Origin of the sequence: Streptococcus sp. VT 162 (genome assembly GCA_000688775.2) — a bacterium.
In the GTDB taxonomy this organism is placed as follows: Bacteria; Bacillota; Bacilli; order Lactobacillales; family Streptococcaceae; genus Streptococcus.
In genome coordinates this window covers 1,870,628-1,893,975 of sequence record CP007628.2, presented here as the reverse complement: position 1 = coordinate 1,893,975, position 23,348 = coordinate 1,870,628, and the positions used below count along the sequence as shown (strand labels likewise).

22 protein-coding genes and 1 pseudogene are annotated in these 23,348 nt (G+C 41.0%); 12 read left to right on the top strand and 11 right to left on the bottom strand.

Annotation, left to right across the window (positions count from 1 at the left end):
• Window positions 1-103: 103 nt before the first annotated feature.
• Window positions 104-964, top strand: a complete 861-nt coding sequence (locus V470_09410; protein AHZ48623.1) for a tRNA (5-methylaminomethyl-2-thiouridylate)-methyltransferase — start codon at window positions 104-106, stop codon at window positions 962-964.
• A gap of 63 nt (window positions 965-1,027) precedes the next feature.
• Here V470_09410 and V470_09405 read toward each other — a convergent pair whose 3' ends face one another.
• From V470_09405 to V470_09375, 7 genes and pseudogenes are all read right to left on the bottom strand, one after another.
• A complete protein-coding gene (locus V470_09405) occupies window positions 1,028-1,990 on the bottom strand; it encodes a hypothetical protein (protein AHZ48622.1) in 963 nt (320 codons plus the stop codon).
• A gap of 62 nt (window positions 1,991-2,052) precedes the next feature.
• Window positions 2,053-2,982 carry a hypothetical protein gene (locus tag V470_09400; protein ID AHZ48621.1) on the bottom strand — a complete coding sequence of 310 codons (930 nt, stop codon included), beginning with the start codon at window positions 2,980-2,982 and terminating at the stop codon, window positions 2,053-2,055.
• Window positions 2,975-3,568 carry a membrane protein gene (locus tag V470_09395; GenBank protein ID AHZ48620.1) on the bottom strand — a complete coding sequence of 198 codons (594 nt, stop codon included), beginning with the start codon at window positions 3,566-3,568 and terminating at the stop codon, window positions 2,975-2,977. The genes V470_09400 and V470_09395 overlap by 8 nt, the downstream gene beginning before the upstream one ends.
• A complete protein-coding gene (locus tag V470_09390) occupies window positions 3,555-3,881 on the bottom strand; it encodes a PadR family transcriptional regulator (protein ID AHZ48619.1) in 327 nt (108 codons plus the stop codon). Before V470_09390 ends, V470_09395 begins: the two co-directional genes overlap by 14 nt.
• A 156-nt stretch (window positions 3,882-4,037) precedes the next feature.
• Window positions 4,038-5,249 carry a hypothetical protein gene (locus V470_09385; protein ID AHZ48777.1) on the bottom strand — a complete coding sequence of 404 codons (1,212 nt, stop codon included), beginning with the start codon at window positions 5,247-5,249 and terminating at the stop codon, window positions 4,038-4,040.
• 374 nt (window positions 5,250-5,623) lie between these two features.
• Window positions 5,624-5,863 (bottom strand): annotated as a pseudogene (locus V470_10760) (hypothetical protein).
• A gap of 203 nt (window positions 5,864-6,066) precedes the next feature.
• Window positions 6,067-7,233: an MFS transporter gene (locus tag V470_09375; GenBank protein ID AHZ48618.1), complete on the bottom strand. Its 1,167-nt coding sequence runs from the start codon at window positions 7,231-7,233 to the stop codon at window positions 6,067-6,069.
• Between the two features lie 221 nt (window positions 7,234-7,454).
• Between V470_09375 and V470_09370 the strand changes: the two genes are divergently transcribed.
• The 4 genes from V470_09370 to V470_10755 all read left to right on the top strand — a co-directional run bounded on the left by V470_09370 (window position 7,455) and on the right by V470_10755 (window position 11,157).
• Window positions 7,455-8,285 (top strand): amylovoran biosynthesis protein AmsE, encoded by an 831-nt coding sequence (locus V470_09370; protein ID AHZ48617.1) that lies wholly within the window; start codon window positions 7,455-7,457, stop codon window positions 8,283-8,285.
• Between the two features lie 75 nt (window positions 8,286-8,360).
• The gene (locus V470_09365; protein ID AHZ48616.1) at window positions 8,361-10,211 is read left to right on the top strand and encodes a short-chain dehydrogenase; all 1,851 of its coding nucleotides are present in this window, start codon (window positions 8,361-8,363) and stop codon (window positions 10,209-10,211) included.
• A 249-nt stretch (window positions 10,212-10,460) separates the two neighbouring features.
• Window positions 10,461-10,889 carry a membrane protein gene (locus V470_09360; protein AHZ48615.1) on the top strand — a complete coding sequence of 143 codons (429 nt, stop codon included), beginning with the start codon at window positions 10,461-10,463 and terminating at the stop codon, window positions 10,887-10,889.
• An 88-nt stretch (window positions 10,890-10,977) separates the two neighbouring features.
• The gene (locus V470_10755; protein AJZ74459.1) at window positions 10,978-11,157 is read left to right on the top strand and encodes a hypothetical protein; all 180 of its coding nucleotides are present in this window, start codon (window positions 10,978-10,980) and stop codon (window positions 11,155-11,157) included.
• 89 nt (window positions 11,158-11,246) lie between these two features.
• Here V470_10755 and V470_09350 read toward each other — a convergent pair whose 3' ends face one another.
• The 3 genes from V470_09350 to V470_09340 are packed head-to-tail and all read right to left on the bottom strand — an operon-like array spanning window position 11,247 to window position 13,450.
• Window positions 11,247-11,876 carry a 5'-nucleotidase gene (locus V470_09350; protein AHZ48614.1) on the bottom strand — a complete coding sequence of 210 codons (630 nt, stop codon included), beginning with the start codon at window positions 11,874-11,876 and terminating at the stop codon, window positions 11,247-11,249.
• Window positions 11,877-11,897: 21 nt separating this feature from the next.
• Window positions 11,898-12,770, bottom strand: a complete 873-nt coding sequence (locus tag V470_09345) for a serine dehydratase (GenBank protein AHZ48613.1) — start codon at window positions 12,768-12,770, stop codon at window positions 11,898-11,900.
• 8 nt (window positions 12,771-12,778) lie between these two features.
• Window positions 12,779-13,450 carry a serine dehydratase gene (locus V470_09340; protein ID AHZ48612.1) on the bottom strand — a complete coding sequence of 224 codons (672 nt, stop codon included), beginning with the start codon at window positions 13,448-13,450 and terminating at the stop codon, window positions 12,779-12,781.
• A 241-nt stretch (window positions 13,451-13,691) separates the two neighbouring features.
• On the opposite strand from V470_09340, the gene V470_09335 reads away from it, so the two are divergent.
• On the top strand, window positions 13,692-14,336 hold the full coding sequence (locus tag V470_09335) for a peptidoglycan-binding protein LysM (GenBank protein ID AHZ48611.1): 645 nt from the start codon (window positions 13,692-13,694) through the stop codon (window positions 14,334-14,336).
• 51 nt (window positions 14,337-14,387) lie between these two features.
• Here V470_09335 and V470_09330 read toward each other — a convergent pair whose 3' ends face one another.
• Complete coding sequence (locus tag V470_09330; GenBank protein AHZ48610.1) at window positions 14,388-15,251, bottom strand: DNA-binding protein; 864 nt, start codon at window positions 15,249-15,251, stop codon at window positions 14,388-14,390.
• Window positions 15,252-15,437: 186 nt separating this feature from the next.
• Between V470_09330 and V470_09325 the strand changes: the two genes are divergently transcribed.
• The 6 genes from V470_09325 to V470_09300 all read left to right on the top strand — a co-directional run bounded on the left by V470_09325 (window position 15,438) and on the right by V470_09300 (window position 23,253).
• Window positions 15,438-17,522, top strand: a complete 2,085-nt coding sequence (locus V470_09325) for an amino acid ABC transporter permease (protein AHZ48609.2) — start codon at window positions 15,438-15,440, stop codon at window positions 17,520-17,522.
• Entirely contained in the window at window positions 17,519-18,148 is a 630-nt protein-coding gene (locus tag V470_09320; protein AHZ48608.1) for a bacteriocin ABC transporter ATP-binding protein, read from the top strand. Before V470_09325 ends, V470_09320 begins: the two co-directional genes overlap by 4 nt.
• Window positions 18,149-18,375: 227 nt before the next feature.
• Window positions 18,376-19,182 carry an amino acid ABC transporter ATP-binding protein gene (locus tag V470_09315; protein AHZ48607.1) on the top strand — a complete coding sequence of 269 codons (807 nt, stop codon included), beginning with the start codon at window positions 18,376-18,378 and terminating at the stop codon, window positions 19,180-19,182.
• Between the two features lie 15 nt (window positions 19,183-19,197).
• Window positions 19,198-20,394: an argininosuccinate synthase gene (locus tag V470_09310; GenBank protein ID AHZ48606.1), complete on the top strand. Its 1,197-nt coding sequence runs from the start codon at window positions 19,198-19,200 to the stop codon at window positions 20,392-20,394.
• A 27-nt stretch (window positions 20,395-20,421) separates the two neighbouring features.
• Complete coding sequence (locus V470_09305; protein ID AHZ48605.1) at window positions 20,422-21,813, top strand: argininosuccinate lyase; 1,392 nt, start codon at window positions 20,422-20,424, stop codon at window positions 21,811-21,813.
• A gap of 318 nt (window positions 21,814-22,131) precedes the next feature.
• The gene (locus V470_09300) at window positions 22,132-23,253 is read left to right on the top strand and encodes a thiouridylase (GenBank protein AHZ48604.1); all 1,122 of its coding nucleotides are present in this window, start codon (window positions 22,132-22,134) and stop codon (window positions 23,251-23,253) included.
• Window positions 23,254-23,348 lie beyond the last annotated feature (95 nt).

Here is a 23,348-nt window from a genome sequence, read left to right as displayed (position 1 = left end):
GGCTGTTTTTCTATGCTTTTTATCTAAAAATCTAAAATTTGTTTCTGTATCTTTCAGGAAAATAGGTTATACTATATGTAAACGATTTCAAAGGAGGCCAGTTATGGCGAAAACATTTTTTATCCCAAATAAAGAAAGCATCCTCGGACAACAGGAGATCTTGACTGCCAAGTCTATCTTGGCCTTGGTGGAGGGCTTGGAGTCACACAGTTATGATTCAGTCTATCTCCGTCAGCCGCTTAATCGTCTCGAGTATATCGAGTGTGGGATTGTAGGTCAGTCACAATTTCTCTTCAAGGTGAACTATGCGGATAGTCGAAAAGGCTATCAAGTGGTGATTCCAGACTTCCTTACCAGAGCGGACTGGGAGATTGTAGAAGCTCTCCTCCAAGCCCTATCGAGCAAGTTGGGGCAAGTGGTAGAAGGGCTAGAAGACTTTGACTTTGAAGCTTATTTCCGACAAACAGTTCAGAATTATCTAGCTGACAAAGTGGCTCGTCTAGTATACTGCCAAGGGCTCTTGTCCCCTATCTATCTCAACAAGGAATACCTCGAGAGCTTTTTGGCTGAGGATGGATTGGCACGTTTTGAAGAGCTAGTCAAGAAGGTTCAAGGCTCTGATGCCTACCTTGCCAGTGTGAAATTTTACCCAGATGCTCAAGGCAAGGTGTACGGTATCTATCACCTAGCCCAGGGAGTCAAGACGATTTTGCCAAAGGAACCCTTTGTACCGGCGCACTATACTGAGCAGCTAGCAGGCAAGGAACTTGTTTGGGAGATTGACCTAGTGGCGATTTCTGGTGATGGTTCAAAAGCCGAAGACTACGAATCCATCGCTCGCTTGGACTATGCAAGATTCCTAGAGTCACTACCAAAAGCATTTTACCAGCAATTAGATGCCAATCAACTAGAAGTACAAGCCATTTTGGGAAAAGACTTTGAAGAATTGGCAAGCATCGAGTAGGCCTTGTTTAAAAAATAGTTAGTATAAAAAATCCCTGTCATTGGTCAATGGCAGGGATTTTGGTTAAAAGAAGGTCAGGATGCGAAGGTAGTCTACTGTCAGCGCGAGCTCTGCAATGAAGAAGGGCAAGAGAATAGCGCCATCAAGTAAGACAGCTAGCAAGAATCGATAAAATGGGTCGAGGCTACTGGTCTTACTTGGCTTGCTAATCACAAAGAGATTTCCAAGGGCAAAGATGGCCATGCTTAGAAGAGTGAGGATACCAGCAAATCGTAAGCCACCAAAGAGTGCAAAGAAACTTGCTAGAGATGTTAAGACAAGCGGGATAGCAAAGAGTCGGCTGTAACGATCGCAAGCTTCTTGGAATGTGAAGTCACTCTCCTGATCCAGCACACGTCGGACAGTAAAGCCTCCCAAAATGATGGAAAAGTAAAATAGAGCGCTAGCGACCAAGATAGAAAGGCCAGCAAAGAGATCCAAAGGTGGGAGCTGGTTAGGAGAACTATTAGCAATAGAAATCATATAGCCATAGTAGAGGTGCTTGATATGATAGATACTAAAGAAAAGGTTAATCGAAGACAGCAAAGTGAGCAGGGCAAAGACACTGTAACGATGCTTTTGGTCCGTGGTCTTGCTGGTAGTTGGTTCTTGGATAGCATCCAGTAGCCAAGACCAAAATAGTGCGATTTCTTCTTTGAATCTGGCTGTTTTACGAGGGTCAATATCTGGGATATAGGGGCTTTCTAAAGCCTTGCTGAGAATACTTTTCTCTTTTACAGAGTTTTCTTGCTTGTGTTTCTCTTCAGCTTTCCCTTCTCTCTGTTCCTCGGTTTGGATTTCCCCGATTATTTCGGGAGTTTCCGCCTCATGCGTTTCCGACTCTTTAGGTGAGATAGGAGTTTCTTGGCTTGCTTGTGGTTCGGTCTCCACAGTTTCCGAAGTCTCTGGTTGGTCGGGCTGAATTTCCGATTTCATCTGAGCTGATTTCTTCTCAAGATCGGCGCTTTCAAACCATTCTTGTGTCATGGTGGAACCTCCTTTTTTATGGTCGTTTTCTATCTTTAGACTAGCAGATGAAAGCGTTTTTGTCAATGATTTCTAGATGGAGAAGAGTGCTCTTCTTTAGGTAGGTAGATATCCTGGTTGGCTTTTGCAATGAGCAGGTCCTTGACATCTGCTTTGTCTGTCTTGTAGGGGTTGGTAAGTTCATTCTCTTTTTGTCCACGATGTTCTTCTTTGGGTTTATGATAGATACCACCATGCTGAGAAGAAATTTCTAGATTGATACGGTCGGTCTCTTTCTGGGAGAGAATGAGTGTTAGAGTGGAATGGGCTTCTAGCTCAACCTTGCCGTGAACCTGGATATTCTCAGCATAGATGTGTCCCCCCTCCGTCTTGACCGGGCTATCTGTCAATTCGGTATCAAAGATATTGATGATATGAGGTGTCGTTAGTGTGCTGTTCTTGATAGAGCTTTCTGTTATCTTTAAGAGATAGCCTTTTGTTTTGATTGTCGCATTTTCAAGATTGGCTTGACGAATATTGGTTTGTCCACGATTGGCTGAGACGGTGATAGCTTGCAGCCTTCTTCCTTTAGGGAGGGAGAGAATGACTTCGTCAAAACGGTGAGAATAATTGCTGGCAATACGAAGTAGGCTTTCGATTCCTGAACCGAGAAAACGATGTTGGGAGGCTTGTTTGTCAGTGACGCTCAGTGTTTTGTCACTCATGCCAGTAGTCAGATCGTGACGACCAGACACGGAAGGATGATAGGTGATGTGGATCTTGTCATCTACCGACTCTGTGATAGTTAGGCTATGTTCCTCAAGGGTCAAATCAAGTTTTTCCACCTCACTTCCGAAGGTCACTTCTTCGATACGATTGTCATAGACGGGGTCTTTTGACATGGCAAGCAAACTTTGAATACCATTGGACTGGGCGCCTACAATGATCATGATAAAACCAAGGATTGTAGAAACCACACCAAAGATGAGAAATCCTTTTGTCAATTTACGCATGTCTATCACCTCTCTTTCCTTTTTTAAGAATCCATTGCACCAAGCGGACGATCAGGAGCCCAAAGAAACGAGCTACATAGGAGATGCCCAGTAGAACAAGAGAAGAAGCACCGATAGAAAGCAAACCGGCCCCAAAAATCAAGATAAAGGCAGATTTGGCTTCGACTAGGACACTAAAGCTCTCTACGATAAAGAGTCCGCCCAGTAGGATACCTGTCACAGAGACGGTAAAGAAGGCTAGAATGACGGAGGCGGCTGCGATAATAATACCGATGATGGCCATGAGGATGCCGATCCCGACCGGAATTCCGATAGGAGCTACTAGCAGGGCCAGGAGGGCAATGTGTAGCAGTTGACGGTCATTCTTTTGAGCAGGGGCTTCATTGACTTTTTTATCGAGAAGATCAGAGAGGACATCATGAGCCGCTTCTTTTGGTGTTCCTAGACTGGCAATGAGTTCCTCTTCGCCCTCTGAACCTGCATCGTCAAATAGTTCCTTAAAGTAGTCCATAGCTTCGATGCGGTCAGCTTCAGGCAGTTTATTGAGATAGGTTTCTAACTGAGTCAGATAGTCAGTTCTTGTCATGGCGGATACTCCCTTCTATGATGCCGTTGACGGTGTCGGTATAGAGCGTCCACTCTTCCTTTAGAGTAACGAGCTGCTCTACGCCCCGATTGGTCAAGGAGTAGTATTTGCGCATACGCCCCTGAAACTCTCTAGAGTAGGTGGTCAGAAAGCCACTGGCTTCCAATTTTTTGAGAATGGGATAGAGCGTAGATTCTTTGATATTGGCGATGAGCTTAATGGTTTGACTAATCTCATAACCATAAGAATCCCCCTGCTCCAGTACAGCCAAGATGAGAAACTCGATCAAGGCAGAGGATGTTGGGAAGTACATGGGAAACCTCCTTTATATTATATAAAAATTTTATATATACTCTTTTCAAATATATTGTATCTCAAGTTGAAAGCCCTGTCAAGAAATATGTGTAAAAATTTTACATATAAAAAAACTCCTAGTAAAAACTAGAAGTTTAAGGGATTTTATCAGCCTTTATCTAAATTTTATCGTAGATTTCTTATACTTAATTTCCTTATCTAAAAGTTTTAATAAAGGAGTCACGTACTCAGGATTCGGAAACTTAGGACCGAAAATGATCTCACCGATTTGAATGGAATTTTTTCGTTCTACATAAAGTTTACCTACTCCAGAAGTTTTATCAATTTTGATTTCCTTATTGCTAGGATCTAGGTTGGAATAGCGTAAGATACGAAGTTCGTTTTCATATTTGTAATCGACAGATTTAAATAAGTAGCGAATCTCTTCTATACACTCAGCAATAGCATCTTGATAGTTCTTCTCCGTAACTTTTGAACCACTATCTAGTTTTTTCTTTAAACTATTCAACATTTTTGCTAAATCTTCTATTTCGGACTTACTAAATAGTTCAGTTTGTTCAAGTTCTATATCTTCACCTATATTTTTAACGTAGGCTATTCTATAGAGATAATCACTATCCCCTTTTGGTACATTCTCTTTTTTTTCAGATTTCGACCTTTTTTCTTCATCTTTAACAGCTACAGTTGGTTTAATATTATTTAATTCATTTGGCGAGCCTTTTAAATCGTACGATAGAGTAGATTCTATCTTACTCATTGTCTCTACTAAGGGGATGGCCTCTTTACGCCAAGAAACATCATTGAAGGAAGTAAATCTAGAAAAATCATCTTCACGAAGTACCAGACAAACACCTTTAGCATCATCACCATACTGGGACCACATGGCCAGATCATCCGTTTTGTTTGTAAAACTCATTAAAAACCATGAGCTTGGTTCTAAGATATCTCGTCTATCTAAGCCTAATATCTTTTCTATGACGATTCCTTCCTCAGGATCATTCATATAATTTGCATTATACAAGCGAGTTTTTCCAGATACTGAAAAATCCTCCTTATCAGTCCTCTCTTGATCTAACATAATTTGGAGAGTGCTCCCCTTGGTGTAATGGCCAAATTTAAGCTCCTGATTTTTATCTTCACCTTTTAGCCCAAGGTGATACTTGATTTTTTGAACAAGTTGATAAATAGATAGCAAGTTCTTTAGTTCACTCGAGTCTTCTTTATAATGCTTTGCCCATGTTTGTAAAACAGCATATTTAGTCTTCTTTAAAAGACCTTCTCTTAGGATAAAGTTGAATAGCTTGTACTCATCACTGTCACAAACATTATCATTACTAAAAAATAAATCATCAAAATTTTGTAACATAAATTTGGAAAATTGTTCATAGAGATTTTTAATTGTCTCTGTGGTTTGAAGACGTTCACTTAGCTCTTTTTGGTGTTCAAATAAGCTTGCTAAGACCATACTATATATAAAAGCAATTTCTTCAGATTCTTGGAAGGGTTCATGTTCATGCAATTCCTTTAATTTCTTAGCAGTGGCCTCCCACTCATTCAACACAGTTTGCTCGGTTGATAAATTGAACAAAATCATAGCATACTGCAAAGCAATATCAGGCGATTCAGCTCAACAGTAGCCTCTCGTTCTTTCAATTCAGTCTGCTTGTTTGATAAATTAACCAAAATCATGGCATATAGCAAAGCAATATCATGTGCATCGTAGAATTGTTGTTGCACGACTTTTAATTTCTCAGCAGTAGTCTCTAGCTCTTTTAATTCAGTTTGCTTGGTTGATAAATAAAACAAAGTCATAGCATACCGCAACGCAATGTCTTCTGATTCAGGGTATTGTTCATAAATTGTTCTTGCCTTTTCTGCTAGAGCTTCACGGCTAGCCTTATCTGTCGCCTTGGCTGATAAGTTAAGGAGCTTATTTAACTCTGCTAAACTCTCTTCCAAATTGTATTTCTGTTCATTCATTCTGTACACCTCATTTAAAATAGTAGCTATCTTATGAACTAATGTATTTTTCCTATGACAATTAGTTTCTATACATCTTATTATATCAAAAATGCCATCTTTCTGCTAACAGATGGATGGTGCTTCTTGTTGGTATAAGCACCAAAAAAGCCAGACAGTGTCTGGCTTTGCATTGTTTATATCTGAGAAGTATTTTAGAAAAATTAAAGAATCTTATCCGCCCGATCCACCATAAAGAGTGAGACGGTCATGATGATATCGATGACTAGAAGGGCAAGGACAGCTGGGATCCAAGATTGGAAAAGTTCAAAACTATAACCAAACAAGGTAGGGCCAAAGGCCGCCAAGATGTAGCCTCCTGTTTGCGCTAGTCCTGATAGCTGAGCTGTATTTTCAGGAGAACTGGTTTTAAGAGAAAAGCAAACCATGAGGTAGGGGAAGAGGGCACTGCAGGCCGTTCCAATCAAGAGATGGACGACTAACCAGTAGAGGAAATTATTGGCTGGATACAAGAGCATGGCAATTCCCATCATACCAGCGATAGAGATAGTTGCCAGCATGATTCGACGATGACCATCTGACAGACGAGTGGTCAGACTTGGAACAGTCATTGAAAAAGGAATGCTGATCAGTGAGAAAATAGAAGCGAGGAGAGCCGCATCGCTATTAGAAATACCAGCACTAACAGCCATAGTTGGCAACCAAGTCATACTTGTATAAAAGAACAAGGACTGAAGCCCCCCAAAGATAATGATAGCCCAGACATCTTTACTTTTTAGAATATTCTCTTTGACTTGCTTTTCTTTTTGGCTTTCTAGGTGGTGGTTGTGGCGATGATTTGGCAACCAGACTAGCAGAGTGATCAAGCAGAGAAAGCTTAGAACGAGGATGAGGCCCTTCCAAGAACTAGCTTGGGTGATAGGGACCGAAAGATAAGAAGCAATAGCTGTGGAAATCCCCATAGAAGTGACATAGAGTGTCGTTAGGAAGCTAATCTTTTGAGGCTGATTTGCCTGGATCATACTTGGGAGGAGTACATTGAAGATCGCAATGCTTGCTCCGATGATCAGAGTTCCTAGATAGAGAAGGGGAAGATTAAAGATACGAACGACAGAGCCAACAGTTAAGAGGAGGAGACAGTAAGTAAAGAGATGTTCCAATCCGATTTTTTGTGCCAAGCGGCTTGCAAAAGCAGAGAAAAGAGCGAACATCAAGAGAGGGAGACTGGTTAAAATCCCAAGAGAACTGACCTCGACTCCTAGCCCCTGAGCAATGTCTCCTAAAATAGTTGGAAGAGCAGTAAAGGGAGAGCGTAAAACGGTCCCGATTAAGACAATTCCTAGAACAAAAAAGAGCGATTGTTTTTTCATAAAAACCTCGATAAGATGATTTTAATAACAGCTTATTTTAAGGTTTTTTCCTTATAATGTCAAGTAATGACAGCCAAGACAGTTCAATCAATGGAAGTGAAAATAAAGTGAAAAGAGACAGATTTCTTTACTAGAATTTTCCTTGATTTGATATAAAAATAGGAAACTAGGAAATTTTGTGATAAAATAGTGGAAGGAAATCTATATATTGGAGAAAAACTGTGTCTGAAAAGCAAAAAATTAGCGTCTTGATGTCGGTCTATGTGAAGGAAAATCCGACATTTTTGAGAGATGCCATCAAAAGTGTTCAAAACCAGACCTTAAAGCCGAGTGAGCTTGTTCTCGTAGAGGATGGGCCTCTCACACCAGAACTCTATCAGGTGCTAGATGAAGTGGAAGCTCAGTCAGAAATTCCAGTTAAGCGTTGCCCCTTAGAAGAAAATCAAGGTTTAGGTTTGGCTCTTCGATACGGTGTTTTACAGTGTCAGTACGATATCATTGCTCGTATGGATACAGATGATATAGCGGTATCTGACCGCTTTGAAAAGCAAGTCCAACTAATGGAACAGGAAAATCTGGATCTCTTAGGTGGGCATATCGCAGAGTTCATTGACAATCCAGATGAGATTGTGTCTTATCGTCGTGTTCCAACTCAGCACGCAGACATTGTGGCTTATCAGAGAATGAGAAGCGCCTTTAACCATATGACAGTCATGTTCAAAAAGGACATGGTCCTCAAGGCGGGTAACTACGAAGATGGCCTTTACATGGAGGATGACCTCCTTTGGCTCAATATGATTGCGGCAGGTGCCAAGACAGGGAACCTGGATCAAATCTTGTGTAAGGTTCGTGTCGGTGCAGGGATGTTTGAGCGTCGAGGTGGCTTGCGTTACCTTAAACTCTATCGTCAAGCTCGCCAACGGATGCTTGAGCGAGGGCAAATTTCTTACATGGATTATGCTAAAAGTGTAGCCATTCAGGCAATTGTTGCACTTTGTCCAGGCTTTGTACGTCAGTTTATCTTCGTCAAACTTTTAAGAAAGAGAAAGTAAGCCCCGATAGACTGAATGATTCAGGTTATCATAACAACAGTATCATCTGACTCTTTTAAGGGGGAGTAAATTCCTATGAATAAAAAACTAACAGATTATGTGATTGATCTGGTTGAAATTTTAAATAAACAGCAAAAACAAGTATTTTGGGGGATATTCGATATTCTAAGCATGGTGGTTTCCATCATCGTATCTTATATCTTGTTTTATGGCCTTATAAATCCTGCGCCTGTAGATTATGTAATCTACACTCTTTTAGCCTTCCTCCTTTATCAAATCATGATTGCATTTTGGGGGCTAAATGCTAGTATCAGTCGTTATAGCAAGATTACGGATTTCATGAAAATCTTTTTCGGAGTGATGCTCAGCAGTGTTCTTTCTTATGGAATCTGCTATGCCTTCCTTCCATTGTTTTCTATCCGTTTCATCGTACTCTTCATTTTGTTGAGTACCTTCCTCATCTTGCTTCCTCGTATCACTTGGCAGTTGATTTATTCTAAACGTAAAAAAGGTAGTGGAGATGGAGAACACCGTCGGACCTTCTTGATTGGTGCTGGTGATGGTGGTGCCCTCTTTATGAACAGCTACCAACACCCAACTAGCGACCTTGAGCTAGTGGGGATATTGGATAATGATGAAAAGAAAAAGGGACAAAAACTAGGTGGAATCCCAGTATTGGGCTCTTATGATAATCTACCTGAATTAGCTAAACGCCACCAGATCGAGCGTGTCATCGTAGCCATCCCTTCGCTTGACCCATCAGAGTACGAACGCATCTTACAGATGTGTAATAAGCTAGGCGTCAAATGTTACAAGATGCCTAAGGTTGAGACAGTCGTTCAAGGGCTCCATCAACCAGGTAGTGGTTTCCAGAAAATTGATATCACAGACCTTTTGGGCCGTCAGGAGATTCGTCTTGACGAATCGCGTCTAGGTACGGAGATTACAGGCAAGACCATCTTGGTGACAGGAGCTGGTGGTTCGATTGGTTCGGAGATTTGTCGCCAGGTTAGTCGCTTCAATCCCGAGCGTATTGTCTTGCTTGGACATGGTGAAAACTCAATCTATCTCGTTTATCATGAATTGATCCGTACGTTCCAAGGGATTGATTATGTTCCTGTTATTGCAGATATTCAGGACTATGACCGTCTCTTGCAGGTGTTTGAGCAGTACAAACCAGCTATCGTTTACCATGCTGCAGCCCACAAACACGTTCCAATGATGGAGCGCAATCCAAAAGAAGCCTTCAAGAACAATATCCTCGGGACTTACAATGTTGCTAAGGCTGTTGATGAGGCCAAAGTGCCTAAGATGGTCATGATTTCGACTGACAAGGCGGTCAATCCACCCAATGTTATGGGTGCCACTAAGCGCGTGGCAGAATTGATTGTCACTGGTTTTAACCAACGTAGCAAATCAACCTACTGTGCAGTCCGTTTTGGAAATGTTCTGGGTAGTCGTGGTAGCGTGATTCCTGTCTTTGAACGTCAGATTGCTGAAGGCGGTCCTGTAACAGTAACAGACTTCCGAATGACACGTTACTTTATGACCATTCCAGAGGCTAGCCGTCTAGTAATCCATGCTGGGGCTTATGCCAAGGACGGAGAAGTCTTTATCCTCGATATGGGTAAACCAGTTAAGATCTATGACTTGGCTAAGAAAATGGTCCTTCTAAGCGGGCACACAGAAAGTGAAATTCCAATCGTTGAGGTCGGTATCCGCCCAGGGGAAAAACTCTATGAAGAACTCTTGGTTTCGACCGAATTGGTTGATAACCAAGTCATGGACAAGATTTTCGTTGGTAAGGTAAATGTCATGCCGCTAGAAGCCATCGATCAAAAGATTGAAGAGTTCCGTTCACTCAGCGGAGATGAGCTCAAAGAAGCGATTATTTCCTTTGCGAATGAGACAACTCATGCTGAGTAAGAGTGTCCAACTACCTTCATAATGAAACAACTATCGCCAGTTTTCTGAGAGAATCAGAAAGCTGGTTTTTATAAATAGAGAGTAGAGAACATCGGATCTTTCAAAGGTTTAATAAGCGCAACTATTCAAGGGACGATGTTATGTGATCTATCAGGAGAGTGATTTCAGACAATCTAAAAACTACCTCTTTTTTAAGCTGGTAACATAACTTTGCGAAATAAGTATTAAAATCAAAAGGAGATTTTTTGTATGCTGAGTGCTATTAGGAGTTTTTTCAAAGGCTATGCAAATTTTTCTGGTCGTTCCACACGTCCAGAATTTTGGTGGGTTTGGCTACTAAATATGGTGATTTTCTTGCCCGCCTACTACTCACTTTTTACTGGAGTAGAATCTGATAAAGCCATCAGGAATATTGCGGTCTTCAGTATGTGTATTATTTTGTTTATAGTAGAGTTTGTTCCTCTACTAGCACTGATAGTACGTCGCTTACGAGATGTAGGTATCCATTGGGCCTATATCTTTATTGTATTTGTTCCTTTAGGTGCAGTAACACTGCTTGTTATGCTCGCTATGCCAAGTCAACGATTTGTAGAAAAAGTGATAGAAAATAGTGAAAAAGATAAAGATAAAGAGAATACGGAAGACTCTCGGTTTGAAGAAATGGTACGAAAATATTAAGATATTTCTACTCTATTTAAAAACGTCTAGGTCGCTTCGCAGCAAATAATCCCTTCAGGACTTGTACTTCTTTTTAGCGGCTATTCTCATGTTGCCTTCTATCGCCGTGACTGTTCGTCGCTTACGGGATGCTGGTTTCCACTGGGCCTTTATCTTCATTGCTTTGGTTCCTATCGTTGGACCGATTGCGCTTATTGTGATGCTTACTTGGCCAAGTAAGAAGGATGAAGATACAGATACTGAAGAACAGGATCAAATTACTGCTTAAGCAAGGAGTTGATTCCTTCTGATAGCAACAACATATACAAAAAATACTCCTCAACCTAGTTCACTAGTGTTAGGAGTATTTTTGTATGGTTAGAGCTGGCTAATGATATCGTCAATGGTATGGGCAATCCAGTCAGGTTGATAGCTGAGTAAATCAGCTTCTTCTCCAAATCCCCAAGTAACAGCAAACTTTTTAATGCCAGTTTCTTGGGCTCCGATCATATCAAACTTGGTGTCCCCGATGATGAGGACTTGGTCTGCAATGAGTTGATGCGTTTGCAAAGCATAACGGATAACATCCGCCTTATGAGGTGTTTCAGGACTGGAACCATAAATGCCATCAAAGAAATGATGGATTCCTAGATTTTTAGTCATATCATGAGCAGTAGGAGTATTCTTTGTTGTAGTGATGTAGAGAGGGTAGCTTTGTGAAAGTTCTTGGAGTAATTCCGTTATTCGGGGGAAGAGTTGGGCTTCGTGAATCCCTTTTTCCTTGTAGTAAGAGCGGTATATCTGCACCGCCTCCGAGATTTGCTCCTTGGGAAGACATGTTGCAAAACTACTTTCAAGGGGTGGTCCCATGAAACCACGAATGGTTTTGGCATCAGGGCTTGGAACTCCTAGCTCTTTAAAGGTATGGGTAAAGGCATTGTGAATCCCGATGGAACTGTCAACCAGAGTTCCGTCTAGATCAAAAAAGACTGCTGAGATAGAGGGCATAGTTTCTCCTAATAGATAAATTTATTCTCCAAAGATTTCTTTTTGTAGGCGACGACCAGTAGGTGTAGCGGCGAGTCCACCCTCAGCCGTTTCACGAAAGGCAGTTGGAAGGCTTGATCCGACTTGGTACATGGCATCGATGACTTCGTCAACAGGGATCTTAGACTCGATACCTGCCAAGGCCATGTCTGCTGCGATAAAGGCAAAGCTGGCTCCCATGGCATTGCGCTTGACACAGGGAACTTCAACCAAACCAGCGACGGGGTCGCAGATAAGGCCTAGCATATTTTTAATGACAAAGGCGATGGCTTGACTAGCCTGATAGGGGGTTCCACCTGCAGCCAAGGTCAAGGCTGCGGCACTCATGGCAGAGGCAGATCCAACCTCGGCCTGACAGCCACCTTCAGCGCCTGAGATAGAGGCATTGTTTGCGATGACTAGTCCAAAGGCACCAGCAGCAAAGAGGAAATCCAGCTGTTCTTCGTGGCTAAGGTCTAATTTTTGGATAGCAGCAGTGAGAACGGCTGGCAGACAGCCAGCACTTCCTGCGGTTGGAGTGGCGCAGACCAAGCCCATCTTCGCATTGTGTTCATTGACCGCGATGGCATTACGGGCTGCTGATAGGATGGTAAAGTCAGACAAGGCCTTGCCACTTTTGAGATGGCGGTCTAGTTTGGCCGCGTCTCCACCCGTTAAGCCACTACGGGATTTATTTTCACTGAGACCGAGCTCGACAGAGGCTTTCATGACTTCTAGATTGCGTTCCATGAGGAGGAGAACTTCTGGCCGTTCTCGACCGGTTAGTTGATATTCTGTCGCAATCATGAGTTCTGCGACATTTCCTTGGAAGTCTAGATCTGCTTGCTCAACCAATTCTTTGATAGAATAAAACATGTTTCCTCCTACTTAAAGAAATTGACATTGTGGAGATGAGGGATTTTTCGGATTTCTTCAATCGCCTCTTCGCAACTTCGACTATCAACTTCGATAATCATAATGGCTTTTTCTCCAGCTTTTTCTCGAGTCACATTCATCTGCGCGATGTTGATATCGAAACGAGAGAGGGCTTCAGTAACATGGGCAATCATACCTGGAACATCTTGATGCACGATGATGATGGTCGGTGTGTTCATGTTGAGAGAGACAGCAAAGCCGTTAAGTTCCGTAACTTGGATATTTCCTCCACCGATGGAAATTCCTGTCACACTAATGGATTTGTGTTCATTCTTCACAGTAATTTTAGTGGTATTAGGATGAGGGGCATTGCTGTCTTTCTGAATGGTCCAGACAATCTTGATACCACGTTTATGGGCAATCTCTAGGCTATTTGGAATATCAGGATCATCCGTATCCATACCTAATATACCAGCGACGAGAGCAAGGTCCGTTCCATGACCACGGTAGGTTTTGGCAAATGAGTTAAATAATTGGAATTCGACTTCTGTCGGCGTATCATCAAAGATGGAAGAGACGATTTTTCCGATACGAACAGCTCCAGCAGTATGGCTACTTGATGGGCCAATCATGACAGGTCCGATAATGTCAAAGACAGATTGAAAACGAAGTGAGTGCATCTGTTTCCCCTTACAAAGATTCTTATATCTATTATATCAAAGAATGGACCACTGCGCTTATTTCCCTTATCAAAAGCTTAAAATGATTAAAGATAGTATAAAATAAGGTCTTTTGTGACAAAAACCTCCTTAAAACGGTAAATATAAAACATTTTTGTAATATTTCTACATAAAACCGTCAAGAAACGGTAACATTCGAGGAGTAAAATAGTATCATAGATAAAAAGGAGAATTTTTAGATATGACATTAACAACTAAAAAAATCAAAACAACTTTTGCAGGATTAGCAGCCTTGCTTGCTTTCTTTGCACCAGCCCTTGCGTCTGCCCAAGAAACTGTAACTTACACAGTTAAATCAGGTGATACTCTTTCAGAAATCGCTGAGAAGTACAACACAACTGTTGAAAAATTGGCAGCAAAAAACAACATCAAAGATATTCATCTTATCTATGTTGACCAAGTTTTGGTTATCGAAGGAACAGCTCCATCGACAGCAACTGCAACCGCTGCAGCTTCAGCAACAACTTATGAAGCCCCAGCAACTGCGGAAGAAATTGCAGAAGAAGCAACTGAAACAACTGCAACAACAACTTATGAAGCCCCAGCTGCACCTGCAGCTCCAGCAGCAGAAAGCAACACTGCAGCAACTTCTACTGTAAGTGGTTCTGAAGCAGAAGCCAAAGAATGGATCGCTCAAAAAGAATCAGGTGGTAGCTACACTGCTACAAACGGACGTTACATCGGACGTTACCAATTGACAGATTCATACTTGAACGGTGACTACTCAGCTGAAAACCAAGAACGTGTAGCAGATGCCTACGTTGCAGGACGTTACGGTTCATGGACAGCTGCCAAGAACTTCTGGCTTAACAACGGTTGGTATTAAGAACTAGCTAACAGAAAAATATGTAAAAGTCGAGGAAATCCCTCGACTTTTTTATATTTCCTTTGGTTGATGATAGGTCTCTACTTCTTTTTTGAGATGAGATAGCATGGAGGTTTCATCGGTTAGTTCCAGAAGGGAGAAACCTTTTTGGATAAGTTTAGAATCATCCGTACAAATCCCAATACGGACATAGCAGATAGCAAGCCTATCGTAGCTTTTCTTGTTCTTGGCATCTTCTAGTAAAGTATAGCATATTTGTTTACACATATTTCTATCTTGATTGTATAAGTAAATGGTGGAGAGGTTGAGTAGGATTGCCATTCGCAAGTCATATAAATGTTGATAGTTTTTATAGACTTCTAAGCGTTGCAAGATTTTTCCAGTGATGAGATGGATATGTTCTATAGGAAAGGTAAAGAGAATGGTATTGAGAATTTTTAAGTCATTCTCGTACCAAGTGTCCTGCTTTTCTATCTTCTTCCATAGCTTCTTTACAGTATTGTTAACTTCGATTGACAGTTTTTTAGTCCCATTTTGGCGAATATAGATAACAATTTCTAGCATATCTCGTATCTCTTTGATGGGGAGGTCGTGGTGAGTTTTGAGGTAGTCTTGACATTTTTGAAATAGTTTTTCGAGTTCACTAGTCCCTAGGATTGAGCTCGTATTGAGATAGGTTTGCATAATTTCTGTGCGTTGACTTGGTTGATAAAGTTGACAGATATATTCAAACTCTTCAAAACTCATATTGACTTGTCGGAGAAGAAACTCCATATTTTCATATTTAGGAGTTGTTTTTCCACTTTCGATTTTTGATAGGCTGGTTCTTGAAAGGACGCTACCACAGACATCTTCTTGGGTTAATCCTTTTGACTCACGTATTTCTTTATAAACACTTCCAAAATCGTAGCGCATGATCTCCTCCTTGTTCGTGAAAAAAGTTAACAGAAAATAGAAACTGATTAAAAATATTGTATCATAGTAGTATAAAAAGTAAAAAAGAAATCTAAAATAAATTTGTGAAAAAAGGGAATAAATTCTACGACTAAGATGATAAAGTACTAAGGAGGTACTTTTATGAAAAAAATCAGTAATTTCTGTATGTTACTCCTGCTTCTGTGTACCACTTTTTTTGTTTTTAATGTAAACTACACACGAGAAGTGGTTCGGATTCAGGAAATGGGAAAAACAGCGGGTTCTTTGGATGTATATTTGAAAGATGTTAACGAACCTGCAGTATCTGTTCTTCGATTTTTTGAGGATGTATCAAAGGAATACAAGGTCTCCATTATCAAAACAGACAGTGGTGATGAGGTGGTCAAGTCTGGTGTTTTTGATAAAGATACCTTCCCCTACCAAGAGTTTGGGATTTCTTCTCTTGATTTTACTACAGATGGTGAGGGAGTTTACAGTAATAAAGAAATTTCCAATAAACTTGGTACGATTCCGACTTTTCTAAAAGCCAAGCCTTTTCAGCTTATGACTTTTCAAACCTATATCAAGGACACATCTCGTAGTTTAAATGGTCGCTATACGATAACTTCTACACAAGAGATGGACAAGGATAGGATTGTACAGAAATGGAGCGATTTTTTCAAGATAGACCAGGCTACCTTGCTAGAACCGACCTACAAAAGTGCAGTGGAAGTCATAAATCGAGATTTGCTTTTATCTGCCATTGTTTTTGTCTTGGCTATTTTACTTCTTGTGTTAGTGACAGTGTATCAACCGATGATGGAGATGAAAAGAGTTGGGGTACAAAAATTACTTGGTTTTCAAGATAGGGCTGTTTTAGCTGATGTTGTGAAAGGCAACCTCTACCTCCTCCTAGGTGGGGCGCTTGTGATCAATCTAGGAGTGTGTTTCTTGCTTGATTACAAGCCAAAAGATTTGTTCCCAATGTTATGGTTGTCGCATTTTTTGCTTTTGCAACTTTATCTCTTTATCAGTTGGTTGACCTATCTCTTAATCCAAAAAATGACAATCAGCTCTCTGCTGAAAAGTTTTTCATCTTTCAAATTTGGTTTACTCTTTAATTATTTGATGAAAATTGGAACTACCATTTTACTGACAGTCTTGCTAGTTGGGGTAGGAAAAAGTTTGGAGCAAGAAAACAAAGAGTTGGATTACCAGAAACAGTGGATCAGTCAAGGAAATTATCTGACCTTGGAAACTTTCCAACTCAATGATAACCTGTGGCAAGAGCAGTTGGCAGGCTCAGGGCAAGCAGTGGATTATTTCTATCGATTTTATCAGGATTTGGTAGAAAAAACGCAGGCGGGCTATGTGCAAAGTAGCAGTCTTCCTGTAAAAAATTTTGTCAAATTAGAACAGATTCAGCAATATCAGTTAACCGATATGGTGGATGTTTACTATGCCAATCGCAATTTTCTAAAGAGCAAGGGATTCAAGTTACCCGATACCGGCACTAAAAAAGTTATTTTGATGCCAGCAAGTACGAAAGGTGAAGAAGATAAAAATCAGCTCTTGGGGAAATTAATTGCCTATCTTTCTATGAAGTATGAAGAGCAGCAAAAACGAACGATAGAGGAGATGGATATCGAGATTGCTTACTATGAAGGTGATTGGTCATTCTTCCCTTATAACGAGAAGCGAAAGGAAAATCTCTACAATCCAATTATTAGCTTGGTCAATGATTCCGATATGATGTGGGATGAAAAAGCTTCCCTTTCAACAACAGGTTTAAATAATCCCATTAAAATCGAAAATACAGCTCAACATCAAAAAGAGGTGACAGCGTTAGTTGAGAAATTATCAGATGGGAATTATTTAAAATTTTCATCTATTCAAGTCATTCAACAAGATAAAGTAGATTCTTATCGAGATGCTGTTCGGAATTTCAATATACTCTTTGCTTTGGTTGGTCTTCTTAGTATGATGATTTCCTACTTCTTACTAGTAACAACTTTCTTGTTGAAGCGAACAGATATTATCACCAAGAAGTTTATGGGCTGGAAATTGATAGATCGGTATCGCTCCTTGCTGGGTCTTCTATTAGCTGTTTATAGCCTTCCTTTTATGGTTTTGCTATTCTTTACACAGGCACTTTTCCCGCTCCTACTTTTTGCAGGATTTACAGGCTTAGATATCCTGTTTGTGCTTTTCTTGGGTTCTAAGATGGAAAAACGAAATGTAGTGCAGTTATTGAAAGGGGACATCTTATGATAAAGTTGGAAAATGTTACGAAAACCATTGGGAAAAAAGTTATTCTGGAGAACTTATCTCTAAAAATTAACCAAGGAGATTTAGTTGCCATTGTTGGAAAAAGTGGCAGTGGCAAGTCAACCTTGTTAAATCTCTTGGGTTTGATAGATGGCGATTACAGTGGACATTATGAAATTTTCGGTCAGCAAAATGTACCTGTCAATTCTGTTAAGTCGCAAGCGATTATCCGCGAACATATCTCCTATCTGTTTCAAAATTTTGCTCTGATTGACACTGAAACGGTAGAGTATAATCTCATGCTTGCTCTAAAGTATGTAAAATTATCCAAGAAGGACAAAGTCAAAAAGATAGAAGAAATTTTAGAGAGAGTGGGGTTGCCATCAACTCTACATCAAAAGGTTTCAGAGTTATCTGGAGGGGAACAGCAACGAATTGCAGTTGCTAGAGCCATTCTAAAACCCAGCCAGCTCCTGTTAGCAGATGAACCAACTGGTTCTCTAGACCCTGAAAATCGAGATTTGGTTTTGAACTTTCTTTTAGATATGAACAAGGAAGGGAAAACGGTCATTATCGTTACCCACGATGCTTATGTAGCTCAACAATGCCATCGAGTTATTGAATTGTGAAAGAGAATGTGGCGAGTTCATTGATTTCTTCATCTTACCTGTAATTGGGCAATTGTATTTTTAAAATTCAAATAGTATAAATAAGCTTATTATATGTAAAAATATATCATATAATAAGCTTTTTCTTGATTAAAATGAAATAAAATACAGTTTTCTCTTGACAAACGAAAACGAGAGGAGTATTATTTATACAAAAATAAAGTATAAAAATAAAAGGAGGATCTTCTATGAATAAAGTGAAGAAGGTGTTGATGACGATGTTTGGTTTGCTTATGTTTCCCTTATTATTTGCTTGTAGTAACACTCAATCCCAAGGTGTTGAAGCCATTAAGGCTAAAGGAAAATTGGTGGTGGCCCTAAATCCAGAGTTTGCTCCATTCGAATACCAGAAATTGGTTGATGGGAAAAATCAGATTGTAGGTTCAGATGTTGAACTAGCCAAAGCCATCGCAAAGGAACTAGGTGTAGAAGTGGAGTTCTCTCCAATGAGTTTTGATAATGTACTGGCTAGTCTTGATTCAGGCAAGGCGGATCTTGCCATATCAGGTGTTTCTAAAACGGAAGAGAGAAGTCAAGTTTACGATTTTTCAATTCCCTACTACACTTCGAAAAATAAGGTTATCGTAAGAAAATCTGAATTATCGAATTACCAATCAGTCAAGGATTTGGCTCAGAAAAAGGTTGGAGCGCAGAAAGGTTCTATCCAGGAAACTCTGGCTAAAGAAACCTTGCAGGATTCTTCTCTCGTTTCACTTCCTAAAAATGGAAATTTGATAACAGATTTAAAATCAGGGCAACTGGATGTGGTTATCTTTGAGGAACCAGTGGCAAAAGGATTTGTAGAGAATAATCCAGACCTAGCCATCGCTGAGTTTGATTTTGACAATGATAAAGAAGATTCCTACGCTGTTGCGATGAAAAAAGACAGTAAAGAATTAAAAGAGGCGGTTGACAAAACCATCCAGAAGTTGAAGGATTCTGGGGAGTTGGACAAATTGATTGACGATGCTTTTAAAGCCTCTATCGAAAAATAGAAAGAAGGAAGAGAAATGAGTAAGGAAAAAGTTATTTTAGCCTATTCAGGTGGATTGGATACATCGGTTGCTATTACATGGTTAAAAAAAGACTATGATGTAATCGCTGTTTGTATGGATGTGGGTGAAGGAAAAGATTTGGAGTTCATCCATGATAAAGCTCTCAAGGTTGGGGCTGTAGAGTCTTATGTCATTGATGTTAAGGAAGAATTTGCTAATGACTATGTTTTAGTGGCTCTTCAGGCTCATGCCTACTATGAACAAAAGTACCCCTTAGTATCTGCTCTGAGTCGTCCTCTTATTTCAAAAAAACTCGTTGAAATAGCTCATCAGACGGGAGCAACCACAATTGCCCACGGTTGTACAGGTAAGGGAAACGACCAAGTTCGGTTTGAAGTCTCTATTGCAGCTTTGGATCCCAATCTAAAGGTAGTTGCGCCTGTTCGTGAGTGGAAATGGTCTCGTGAAGAAGAAATCCAATATGCCAAAGAAAATGGCGTCCCAGTTCCTGCTGACCTTGACAATCCTTACTCTGTCGATCAAAATCTTTGGGGACGTGCAAATGAATGTGGTGTTTTGGAAAATCCTTGGAACCAAGCGCCAGAAGAAGCATTTGGAATCACATCTTCTCCAGAAGAGGCGCCAGACAGTCCAGAATTTATTGACATTGAGTTTAGCTGCGGGGTGCCCATCTCCCTCAATGGTGAGAAGATGAAAGTGGCGGCTTTGATTCAAAAGCTAAATGAAATTGCGGGTAAACACGGTGTCGGTCGTATTGACCATGTGGAAAATCGCCTAGTCGGTATTAAGTCAAGAGAGATTTATGAGTGCCCAGGTGCTATGACTTTATTGGCAGCTCATAAGGAAATTGAAGACTTGACTCTTGTGAGAGAAGTGGCTCATTTCAAACCCATTATCGAAAATGAGTTGTCCAATCTCATCTATAATGCCTTGTGGTTTAGCCCAGCAACTCAGGCTTTGATTGCCTATATCAAGGAGACACAGAAAGTTGTCAATGGAACTGCAAAAGTTAAACTCTATAAGGGAAACGCTCAGGTAGTAGCGCGGAAATCTCCAAATTCTCTTTATGATGAAAATTTGGCGACTTATACTAGTGCGGATACTTTTGACCAAGATGCGGCTGTTGGATTTATCAAGCTTTGGGGGCTTCCGACTAAGGTTTATTCAGAAGTTCAGAAAAATGTTGAGTAGTGATGCGATAGAAAGGGACGACAGGATATGTCGAAAAATACAAAATTATGGGGTGGTCGATTTGAAGGCACTGTGGAAGAGTGGGTAGAACAGTTCGGTGCGAGTATTTCCTTTGACCACCAGCTGGCAAAATTTGATTTGATGGGCTCCCTAGCTCATGTTCAAATGCTAGGACAGACTGGCATTTTGAGCTTGGAAGAGGCAGAGCAGATCCAAGATGGTTTGAAAGCTTTGTTGCGAGATTTAGAGGCAGGAGAGCTTCATTTTGATATTGCAAATGAAGATATTCATATGAATATGGAAGTGTTGCTGACAGAGAAAATCGGTCCTCTGGCTGGGAAACTACACACAGCTCGTTCTCGGAATGACCAAGTCGCAACGGATATGCACTTATATCTAAAGGAGCAGCTTGGCCATGTCTTGGATAAGTTGGCGAATCTGAACAGTGTTTTGCTGGATTTGGCTGAAAAACATGTAGAAACCATCATGCCAGGCTATACTCATTTGCAGCACGCCCAACCGATTAGTTTTGCCCACCATCTCATGGCTTATTACAATATGTTTCAAAGGGATAGCGAGCGCTTTGCATTTAACTTGAAACATACGGACCTATCTCCACTGGGGGCGGCTGCATTGGCGGGGACAACTTTTCCAATCAATCGTCAATTATCGAGTGATTTACTGGGTTTCCAACAACCCTATACCAATTCCTTGGACGCAGTGAGTGACCGTGATTTTATCTTAGAATTTCTGTCAAATGCCAGCATTTTGATGATGCATATGAGTCGTTTTTGTGAGGAAATCATCAATTGGTGCAGTTTTGAGTATCAGTACATTAGCTTGTCTGATAGCTTTTCAACGGGTTCGTCTATCATGCCCCAGAAGAAAAATCCTGATATGGCCGAATTGATTCGAGGGAAGACAGGACGGATTTACGGGAACTTACTTGGACTATTGACCGTTATGAAGTCTTTGCCTCTGGCCTATAATAAGGATTTGCAAGAGGACAAGGAAGGCATGTTTGATACAGTAGAAACGATTTTAAATTCTCTGGATGTGCTGGCAGGTATGCTATCGAGCATGCAGGTTAATAAGGCCAAAATGCAGCAATCTATAGAGAATGATTTTTCGAATGCGACCGAACTGGCAGATTATTTGGCTGAAAAAGGACTCCCTTTTAGAGAAGCGCATGAAATAGTAGGGAAATTGGTTCTAGACTCTATCAAGCATGGTAAAAATATCCAAGATTGGGATTTGGAGGAGTTGCAAGTCTACCATCCCTTGATTGAAGAGGATATTTATATCTACTTGCGCCCAGCAACCGCTGTTCAGAGACGGAATTCCTTAGGAGGAACCGGCTTTGAGCAAGTGAAATACCAGATAGAACAAGCGAAGAAAGAACTTAAAGGGGAAAATTGATTCGTTTGCAAAGTAAGAAAGAGAGGTTGAGATGATTTATCAGCCTCTTTCTTGTCTTCTACAACTAAGCGTGTTATAATGAATACTGCTCAAGCGACCTTCAATCGTTAAAGCACACACGACCTTCAATCGTGAACTAGTCATTTCGTTTATCTTTTATTACGTCGTTAACTCGTCTTACCTAACTTGAGTTATGCCTGCGACTCGTTGCCTAGTCCTAAAAGCAAACGAAAAGACTATACTCGAAGAAATTCTATTGAAAGTCATAATAAATAGAATTTTGAGGGTATGAATAAACGAATAGATGGGAGACTTACCATGAGTGATAACTCTAAAACACGTGTTGTCGTGGGGATGAGTGGTGGTGTTGATTCGTCGGTGACGGCTCTCTTGCTCAATGAGCAGGGCTACGATGTGATTGGTATCTTCATGAAGAACTGGGATGACACAGATGAAAACGGCGTCTGTACGGCGACCGAAGATTACAAGGATGTGGCTGCGGTGGCAGACCAGATCGGCATTCCTTACTACTCTGTCAATTTTGAAAAAGAGTATTGGGACCGCGTTTTTGAGTATTTCCTAGCGGAATACCGTGCAGGGCGCACGCCAAATCCAGATGTTATGTGCAACAAGGAAATCAAGTTCAAGGCCTTTCTGGACTATGCCATGACCTTAGGGGCAGACTATGTAGCGACGGGGCATTATGCTCGAGTGGCGCGTGATGAGGATGGTATCGTTCACATGCTTCGTGGCGTGGACAATGGCAAGGACCAGACCTATTTCCTCAGTCAACTTTCGCAAGAACAACTCCAAAAAACCATGTTCCCATTGGGACATTTGGAAAAGCCTGAAGTTCGCAGACTCGCAGAAGAGGCAGGCCTTGCGACTGCTAAGAAGAAAGACTCGACAGGGATTTGCTTTATCGGGGAAAAGAACTTTAAAGAATTTCTCAGCAACTATCTACCAGCCCAGCCAGGTCGTATGATGACTGTGGATGGACGCGATATGGGCGAGCATGCAGGTCTGATGTATTATACAATCGGTCAGCGTGGCGGACTTGGTATCGGTGGCCAACACGGCGGTGACAATGCTCCTTGGTTCGTTGTTGGAAAAGACCTAAACAAGAACATCCTCTATGTCGGCCAAGGTTTCTACCATGATTCGCTTATGTCAACCAGCCTAGAAGCCAGTCAAGTTCATTTTACTCGTGAGATGCCAGAGGAGTTTACGCTAGAATGTACGGCTAAATTCCGCTACCGTCAGCCTGATTCTAAGGTGACAGTACATGTCAAAGGAGATAAGGCAGAGGTCATCTTTGCGGAACCGCAACGCGCCATCACACCAGGACAGGCAGTTGTCTTTTACGATGGCGAAGAGTGCCTAGGTGGCGGTTTGATTGACAATGCTTATCGAGATGGACAAGTTTGTCAGTACATTTAGATTGACAAATTTTCTCAATTTGCTACAATAATAAAAGCAATAGAAATGATGGTCAAAGCTCATGGATGTTGCAGGCTTTTTTGTCCTGCACTTCT

What these genes read in the sequence shown, in the direction of transcription:
- V470_09410 (AHZ48623.1), top strand. Translation starts at nt 104, where the DNA reads ATGGCGAAAACATTTTTTATCCCAAATAAAGAAAGCATCCTCGGACAA.
- V470_09405 (AHZ48622.1), bottom strand. Translation starts at nt 1,990, where the DNA reads ATGACACAAGAATGGTTTGAAAGCGCCGATCTTGAGAAGAAATCAGCT.
- V470_09400 (AHZ48621.1), bottom strand. Translation starts at nt 2,982, where the DNA reads ATGCGTAAATTGACAAAAGGATTTCTCATCTTTGGTGTGGTTTCTACA.
- V470_09395 (AHZ48620.1), bottom strand. Translation starts at nt 3,568, where the DNA reads ATGACAAGAACTGACTATCTGACTCAGTTAGAAACCTATCTCAATAAA.
- V470_09390 (AHZ48619.1), bottom strand. Translation starts at nt 3,881, where the DNA reads ATGTACTTCCCAACATCCTCTGCCTTGATCGAGTTTCTCATCTTGGCT.
- V470_09385 (AHZ48777.1), bottom strand. Translation starts at nt 5,249, where the DNA reads ATGTTACAAAATTTTGATGATTTATTTTTTAGTAATGATAATGTTTGT.
- V470_09375 (AHZ48618.1), bottom strand. Translation starts at nt 7,233, where the DNA reads ATGAAAAAACAATCGCTCTTTTTTGTTCTAGGAATTGTCTTAATCGGG.
- V470_09365 (AHZ48616.1), top strand. Translation starts at nt 8,361, where the DNA reads ATGAATAAAAAACTAACAGATTATGTGATTGATCTGGTTGAAATTTTA.
- V470_09360 (AHZ48615.1), top strand. Translation starts at nt 10,461, where the DNA reads ATGCTGAGTGCTATTAGGAGTTTTTTCAAAGGCTATGCAAATTTTTCT.
- V470_10755 (AJZ74459.1), top strand. Translation starts at nt 10,978, where the DNA reads ATGTTGCCTTCTATCGCCGTGACTGTTCGTCGCTTACGGGATGCTGGT.
- V470_09350 (AHZ48614.1), bottom strand. Translation starts at nt 11,876, where the DNA reads ATGCCCTCTATCTCAGCAGTCTTTTTTGATCTAGACGGAACTCTGGTT.
- V470_09345 (AHZ48613.1), bottom strand. Translation starts at nt 12,770, where the DNA reads ATGTTTTATTCTATCAAAGAATTGGTTGAGCAAGCAGATCTAGACTTC.
- V470_09340 (AHZ48612.1), bottom strand. Translation starts at nt 13,450, where the DNA reads ATGCACTCACTTCGTTTTCAATCTGTCTTTGACATTATCGGACCTGTC.
- V470_09335 (AHZ48611.1), top strand. Translation starts at nt 13,692, where the DNA reads ATGACATTAACAACTAAAAAAATCAAAACAACTTTTGCAGGATTAGCA.
- V470_09330 (AHZ48610.1), bottom strand. Translation starts at nt 15,251, where the DNA reads ATGCGCTACGATTTTGGAAGTGTTTATAAAGAAATACGTGAGTCAAAA.
- V470_09325 (AHZ48609.2), top strand. Translation starts at nt 15,438, where the DNA reads ATGTTACTCCTGCTTCTGTGTACCACTTTTTTTGTTTTTAATGTAAAC.
- V470_09320 (AHZ48608.1), top strand. Translation starts at nt 17,519, where the DNA reads ATGATAAAGTTGGAAAATGTTACGAAAACCATTGGGAAAAAAGTTATT.
- V470_09315 (AHZ48607.1), top strand. Translation starts at nt 18,376, where the DNA reads ATGAATAAAGTGAAGAAGGTGTTGATGACGATGTTTGGTTTGCTTATG.
- V470_09310 (AHZ48606.1), top strand. Translation starts at nt 19,198, where the DNA reads ATGAGTAAGGAAAAAGTTATTTTAGCCTATTCAGGTGGATTGGATACA.
- V470_09305 (AHZ48605.1), top strand. Translation starts at nt 20,422, where the DNA reads ATGTCGAAAAATACAAAATTATGGGGTGGTCGATTTGAAGGCACTGTG.
- V470_09300 (AHZ48604.1), top strand. Translation starts at nt 22,132, where the DNA reads ATGAGTGATAACTCTAAAACACGTGTTGTCGTGGGGATGAGTGGTGGT.